We start from the raw sequence: 7,231 nt of genomic DNA, 5'->3' as shown, positions 1-7,231 counted from the left end.
GGTCTACCATAGGACTGGCAATGCTTTTGGGGTGTGTCACTGCTTATACTACCACGAGAGTGACAAAAGAGGGTTAAGGGCAAGCAGACCAGCTTCTGGGATATGTGGGGCGACCATCAAGACGACCCGGACTAGATGAAGCATAACTATGAAAGCACTTGATGTGATGACACAAACTGAAGAACTCGAACTTTACGACCCGCTGGCAAGCAAGTCTACCCTGAGCCTCTACCTCGTCAAAGAGCAAGAAAAATGGATTCCTATCGAGAGCAAAGAGCTTGTGATTGGGAAACAGTTGACTCGACTGTTACAGCTTTCTCACGATTCGCGTCCTCTACTGAAGCGCAAGGTCAAAGTTGGAGAACGGCTAACTTACCACGTTAAAAAAGAGGGTAGCCCTTGGAAAGCTTACCTTGTCACTCCCTCGGACTGGGTAGTGGTCAGAGTGTTTCGGTACGAAGCCGACCTATCAGAGGTTGAAGGGGATATGCCAGAGTTTCGGGACGTACAAATTGCTTACTGCGAGCGCCAGCCTTTGACACTAGAGGAAGCTGAAGCAATGACTTATGAGATTGTTAGCCAGGTTTCTGTGGATTCCTTTGGCGGCGATAAAGAAGCTTATCAACAATTTCTTGCCAGTCAACAGTCTAAGCAATACGTCCGCGTATAGAATTTGAAAAGGCTGTTGCCAACAAGCGACCGCCGGCAGCGATTAGACCAGACAAAAAAAAAGAGTCCGCAGTCTTTAGAAGAGACGGCAGACAAACAAAAAAATAAAACTTTAAATTCATCATAGTCTAAAATCTGCCATTACTGCCATAGTTGGCATAGTTGGCATAGTTGGCACATTTGCCCCAAATGTCCCAAATGTCCCAAATGCCAATCAACGGTAGTTACAGCAGAGCCGTCTCTTCTACATCTAGCGGGTTTTTGTAAAAAACCAGCACGCAGCGCTATGAGTAGCGAGAGAGGCATCTATGAATATTGCAGATCAATTTTTATCAACTACCGCGTACCTTTGCCCCAAACACAAGAGCCACATTGAGAGCAGGGGACTGCTAAACGAGTGGAGTTACGCCAACTGCCGAACCGTATCTGCGGATGAGGCATCATTTTACTTGGGTTATACCGCCAAGTCTGGTGGCATCTTCTTTATTGGTGCACGCACACAATTTCAGTTCAGGCCAGACAAGCCCTGGAAGTCAAGAGAAGATAAAAAGGCACCCAAGTACCGCACCCCGTTAGGGGAATATGACGCTTTTCTACCCCAGCATCCAACCGATAAGGACTATTGGAATATTGAAAAGCTTGCAGAACACTGCTACCACATCAACGGTCAGCCCTACATCTTACTAACTGAAGGAATCTGGAAGGCAATCGCAGGATGCTGTCATGGTTTACCTACAATTGCATTGATGGGCATCAGCATGGGGCTGACTGCCAAGAAAAACGACTTGCAAGGTCAACGCTTTCTCGTTGCCATACTTGAACGCTACGCTCGTGCCGGTTTTGGATTCATCATTGCCTTTGATGCGGATGCAGCGACCAATCCAAACATCATCTGGGAACAGCGGAAGCTCGGCCGCCAGTTGCTTAAGTTTGGTGTTCCCGTTCGTACAATCACGGGACAATGGGAACCTGGCACTGAGGGTGAAACCAAAGGAATGGATGATTTTATCCAGAGAAAAGGAATAGAAGCTTTCCGGCAGATGCTTGCTAAGTCCCTTGATTTTAAAGAGTGGGAGGCGACCTACGATACCGATGGTGGCTCGGGCAACGGCACAGGTGGCAAGGATAAATACTTAGTTAGCAAGTCAACCACCTTCGAGCTCCACTGCTGGAATACGCTGTTTGCGGATGATTGGATCGTCATCAACGATGCTTTTTATCAGTGGAATGGTCGCTACTGGCAACTTCAGGCTGATGCAGACGTTAATAAACTACTAGCCGATTTCACTAGGAACTGCTACGAGCCAGTAGAAGTTGGCAAAAAGTTTAGGTTTGGTACCAGCAAATATTTGGACTCCGCGTTCAAATACTGTCGAAAGGCGTTACACAAAAAAGTTGAAACTTCAACAGTCCACCTTAAATCTTTCGCTAACGGGACTGTAGATTTGAGAACTGGCGAACTATTCCCGCACAATAAAGAGCATTACCTATTGTCCTGTTCGCCTTGTGATTTTGTAGCAGGTTCTGACCTTCCCCCAGAATTTAAAAAATTTCTCCTCTCTGCCTATGGTGCCCAGCAACTAGAAACTATCCGAGCACTAACCTCGATGTACCTTGACCCCACAGCTCCCTATGGGAAGTTTGCTTATTTAATTGGAGACAGTGGAAGCGGGAAAGGTCTCTTGCTACGGACTTGGGCAAATTTACTCGGTGGAGAAAGCAGTGTCAGCTCGAATAGCTTATCTGAGCTAACTAAACCCGAAGGGCGACATCAATTGCTCACTAACAAGTCATTCTTTTATGTTCCCGACACGGGTGGCTATCTTAGCGAACTCAAGGCATTTTATGAATTGGTAGACAACGGCCCTATGTCAGGACGGGCTCTATTTTCATCATCAGGCTACCAAAAAAAATGGGATGTGCGATTCGCGGTCGCATCAGTTGAACACATCCAAACCGAAAATAGTGGCGACGGCTGGGATAGGCGCTGCATCCCCCTACAAACCAAGAGGCGAGGACTCACCGAAGATCCAGACCTTTGTCGCAAACTAGCAGCCGAATTAGGCTCGATCGCCGGTTGGGCTTTATCGATGGATAGGGCAGAGCGCGATCGAATCTTAATGGAGCCATCAATAAATCCAGCAGTGATTGCTTTGAAACAGGAAGGCGCAATTCTAGGCGATAGCATTCGCGGTTTTGTAGATCGCTGTTTCCGGCCTGGTAAGAATCACTACGTTGGAGCCGATTTACACAGTTGGTATGTGGCATATTGCAAAGCCCACAACAACACGCCACAGGGATACAACAAATTTGTGCATCACTTAAAGCGGGTACTGGCTAACCAATATAGAGCTTCGACAGTTGTGAGAGAAGGCGAAACAACTAGGCGCATTCCGGCGGGTTGGTACGGACTTGAAGTTTTACCCTGTTTCACGGACTTAGCAGTAAACAGTGAAGAAGACAACCATACTAACCGTCCTCATCTAGAGAATTGGGTTTGCCTAAAAACCAAGTGTGAGGATGGTGGGCTGCAAGAATTAACCAGAAACCTTGCTGTTACAGACGTTACAACCGATTTATCCTCTGTTACACCATCGAGAAACGCTGAAACCCGCATGGTTACAGACGTTACACTGTTACAAGGTAAAAGTAGCCAACATGAAAAAATATCACCACTTACGATCACCGATAATCCTAATACCAGAGTGGAAGGTGAGCCGTTAAGTGATGTAACGCCTGTAACCACAACTGTTACACCCACTTTTGAACCCTCAGAAAAACCCTGTAACAGCTCAAAAATCTGTAACAACCCTCAACCATCCGAGCAAGTTCCGATCGCCCCCTCGGAACCGGAAGCAGTACCAACAGAACCAACGGCCCAGTCAGTCCCGCCGATCGCGCCGCCAGAGTTGGTAGCAGAACAGAAGCCGGAGAGAAAAACTGACGATCAAGTAGTGGCTGAGAAAAAACACCACAAAGAGTTCACAGAGGGCGATCGCGTGGTTATAACCGAAGTCGGCAACCTCCACCACGGGCAGAAGGGAGAGGTAATTTACGTTGGCTACGGCGTTAGAGACACGGATTATAAAATCAAGCTCGACAAAACATCGCACAACCAGGAAGTGATTACAATTGCGGTTCCTAAAGTCACACGCACGCCCCTCCTGATGCAGTTGAAGACAGAGGGAGGCGCGCCCGGTTAGAAACCAAGCAACAGTCCCGATCGCCCGTACCGATAGACCTTGACACCCATGCTGAGTGTCTGCATTTTGTGCGATCAGCCATTGCCGAAGCTGATCGCACAACCACCCACCAAATCACAGCAGTCTTCAAAGATTGCTGCCAAAACGAATATGCCGATCGAGCCGCCATCTGGGCCGAATTGACCCGGATAGAACAGCAGCAATTCCAATCACTCCTGATCCCGCCACCGATCGCCCGCAACGGAGCTCAGATAATCCGAGATGCGATCGGCTGCTAGTCACCGGCCTTGACCACAGCCATCGAGGGAGGTTTGAGTGATACGATCGACGCCGAAAAACTCACCTGAAGTAAGGTTGCGACGATCGTCGGCGCGGCTGAATTTGCAGAGTTCGAGCGGCTCTGGCGAGTTGTCCCCGTTTTGCCTCGAAATCAAACTGATGTAGTGCTAAGCTGATCCACCAAAACTTATCTCCGTAATGGCTGGGAAGTGGCTCGCTCAGATTGATGTAGGCATCAACAACTAGCGATATACATCGAGAATATGTTCATAGAAGCCTGGGAGCTTACGCCCGATCGCCTGTTGCGCCATTGCACCCGATGGAGTCACAATTGTGGCCGGCGACGCATCCGGCCGCGTATATTTCCTGCGACTAGAAGAGATAGAGTCACTAATATAATTTCTTACGCGATTGTTGGCGAGGTGCAATTTGCGGGATTCAAGCGACTTGCCGATAGTGGCCCGCGCTTTGTTCTTGAATTAGCTTTGCCAGTTTAATGTTGAGCAGATCGAGTTTTCAACGACCACAACATTTGCAACCGTTGTTTCTAACACTTAGGTGCGACTGTTTTTGAGTTGTTGCTCGCTGACTCTGTGTACGATCGGCGATCACCAGAACCAGTTGAGGTGCCATAAGTAGGATGTAGTTTCATATAGTACCTTTATTCTCTGCAACTTCATGTAAATTTGGTATTACCCAAGTGTCACAATTAGTAAGATTATCTACTATCCTACACCCTTTATAATCCGTTCATGAGCAAGGTAGTAGAACACCCTACAAGTCGATTCGAGTGTGCTAGTTTGCCTTAGTCCTACTCAAAGATTCAATCACGGAGGAACCCATGAAACAACCCAAGGTAGAGAGAATCACTAATAAAATCCGCCACTGGCAGAAACTTTTGCAGTTTGCAACTTTACTGGGAGTGCTTGTATTTGGAATACTTGCCAATGCGCCCCCTGCTCTTGCCTGGAAGCCGACTACCCATGTTTACCTCGGTCAACAGGCGCTAAAGGACGCGCTTGATGATGGCAAAGTAAGCATCTACCGCGTTGATTATAGGAATGGAAAGGTAATCTCCAAGATTGGAGATTATCCGGTTGACAGCAATATTCTGTCAGCGCTGAGGGAATATCCGTCACAGTACCGTGCAGGGATACTCGGTCCAGACGCTTACCCGGATATATTAACCGGGCAGCAGGTGATCCACCCAGATCCAGAGTCCACTAATATCACTACCGGCTCTAACGCTTGGCTCACGTATCTGTGGACCCTCGCCCATACTCAAGGCAACAATACGCTACAGCACAAAGCGTTCGTAGTAGGCTATCTGACGCACGCTGCCGGAGATATGTATGGTCACACATTCATAAATAACTTCACTGGTGCTCCCTTCAAGATCACACCGCCGGAGGGACCAGAAAACGGAGTCAAGCACGTTCTACTAGAGGGATACATTGATAAGCGCCTTAATAAGACAGAACTAGACTCTAATTTCTTCAACGTAAGCATCGCCGGAGTTGAGGATTTCATCTATCGCAACATGGTCGATGCGAAACCTGGGACACCGCTAGACACATATCTGTTGAAAAAAGGGGGCGGAGGCACTCAGTTTTCCGTGCCACGCATCTACTCTACCCTGCGTGCGCGACTACAGGCAGACATCGACGCCTATTACGCCAAGAAGGCGGACTACGATCGGCGCTACGACGAAAAGATTCGGGCGGCAAACGCTTGCAGACCTCTTGATTTTAGGTGCAGCGCCACAGTGTTACGTGCTCAGGCGCTAGGGATTCAGGCCGAGAAAGCTGCTTACGTTACCGCGAATGGTTTAATAGTGACGTACAAGGAGTATTGGCGCGCCGATATCGACAGTGGTTTGAAAGCATGGCCTCAGGTCAGCCACGAGGTTGCCAAGGCTTTGTTCTTTAACCCTGAAAGAAAAACGAAAGTTGACGACGCCGAACGCATTCTCAAGAATTACGTCAACAATCACCTGATATCGATGTCTGGTGCACCGGATGCAGTCGGACAGTTTGCGGCACTCGCAGGCAAAATTAGTGACATTATCGCTCAGGTTATCCCTGACTTCTTAGTAGCCCCCATCAGGGAGCTTAAGAATGACATTTATAATGCCATTATTAAGAGGGCGACTGGGATGACTAAGGAGCAGCTAAAAGCATACCTTGAGAATCCAGAAACGTACTTTGACGGAGTGTTTACGAAGGGTTCTGGGCAAAAAGTGAACCTGCAAACTTTCAACAAGGTATATTTGCAAATTAACGATACGGGCTACACTAGCCCCAATGAGTCGTTTGACTACCAGAAGTTCTTGGCTGCTTATAACACAGTCACAATGAGTAAGTTGATACTACTGAACAAGAATGCGGTGGACAAACTATTAGCGGATCTGGGTAGTACGGATAAGATGACTGATCCGAACATTATGCTAGGGTTTATCCCGTCGCTCGATGGTAGCAATCAGTGGTTCGGAGGGAAAGGTCCGCTAGATTCAAAGCGACCAATGATTCTGGCTAAGAGCTGCTCAACTTACAAGCAGGTTTTTATGCAGCAAGCCGGTGAGGTGCCGTGTCCATAAGGATTTGTGTAAGACCTTTTCTAGAGCACCGATTCAGTAATGGGTATTGACAAAGAAGCAACAATGTCGTAAAAATCCCCGTGTGTTTACGCCGGAGATTTTTACGACATTGTTGCCTTAATATTCCTATTACTAGGATTTCCTTGCTTCACCACGTTTGCTTTTTGAGCGTGGTGATACATTTGTTTGAGTCGATGAGAGGTAGTCGGGTAAGGTTCAAGCGTCACCGCTCTCCCCTCCCCTAAGAACCGTGCATGAGACTTTCGCACTCACACGGCTCAAGCCTTACTTCAAGCGATAGACTTGGATTTTGAATGTTCCTGTATATGGCACGCTCGGTGCAAGTGCTGAAGGTTTTTGACCGAATTATCTCCGCCTTGAGCTACAGGAACTATGTGGTGGGTATCTAATACCAATTTTACATGAAGTTGCATAGAATAAAGATAATGTTGAGAGGTGATGAGTTATGGCACGTCAACTGATG

The 7,231-nt window shown here is 47.7% G+C and carries 5 protein-coding genes; 4 read left to right on the top strand and 1 reads right to left on the bottom strand.

The window, feature by feature from the left end; all coding sequences use genetic code 11:
* Nucleotides 1-148: 148 nt before the first annotated feature.
* From QUA71_RS28505 to QUA71_RS28490, 4 genes are all read left to right on the top strand, one after another.
* Nucleotides 149-670, top strand: a complete 522-nt coding sequence (locus tag QUA71_RS28505; protein WP_333290286.1) for a hypothetical protein — start codon at nt 149-151, stop codon at nt 668-670.
* 307 nt (nt 671-977) lie between these two features.
* A complete protein-coding gene (locus QUA71_RS28500; RefSeq protein ID WP_333290284.1) occupies nt 978-3,872 on the top strand; it encodes a DUF3854 domain-containing protein in 2,895 nt (964 codons plus the stop codon).
* A 68-nt stretch (nt 3,873-3,940) separates the two neighbouring features.
* Nucleotides 3,941-4,150 carry a hypothetical protein gene (locus tag QUA71_RS28495; protein ID WP_333290282.1) on the top strand — a complete coding sequence of 70 codons (210 nt, stop codon included), beginning with the start codon at nt 3,941-3,943 and terminating at the stop codon, nt 4,148-4,150.
* An 842-nt stretch (nt 4,151-4,992) separates the two neighbouring features.
* Complete coding sequence (locus tag QUA71_RS28490) at nt 4,993-6,747, top strand: hypothetical protein (RefSeq protein ID WP_333290280.1); 1,755 nt, start codon at nt 4,993-4,995, stop codon at nt 6,745-6,747.
* Between the two features lie 290 nt (nt 6,748-7,037).
* Here the strand turns inward: QUA71_RS28490 and QUA71_RS28485 are convergent, their stop codons facing one another.
* Nucleotides 7,038-7,181 (bottom strand): HNH endonuclease signature motif containing protein, encoded by a 144-nt coding sequence (locus QUA71_RS28485; RefSeq protein WP_333290278.1) that lies wholly within the window; start codon nt 7,179-7,181, stop codon nt 7,038-7,040.
* Nucleotides 7,182-7,231 lie beyond the last annotated feature (50 nt).

The sequence above is a fragment of the Microcoleus sp. MON1_C5 genome, assembly GCF_036701875.1.
Taxonomy (GTDB): Bacteria; Cyanobacteriota; Cyanobacteriia; order Cyanobacteriales; family Microcoleaceae; genus Microcoleus.
The sequence above is the reverse complement of the archived record's forward strand: the minus strand, read 5'-3'. Positions and strand labels throughout refer to the sequence as shown.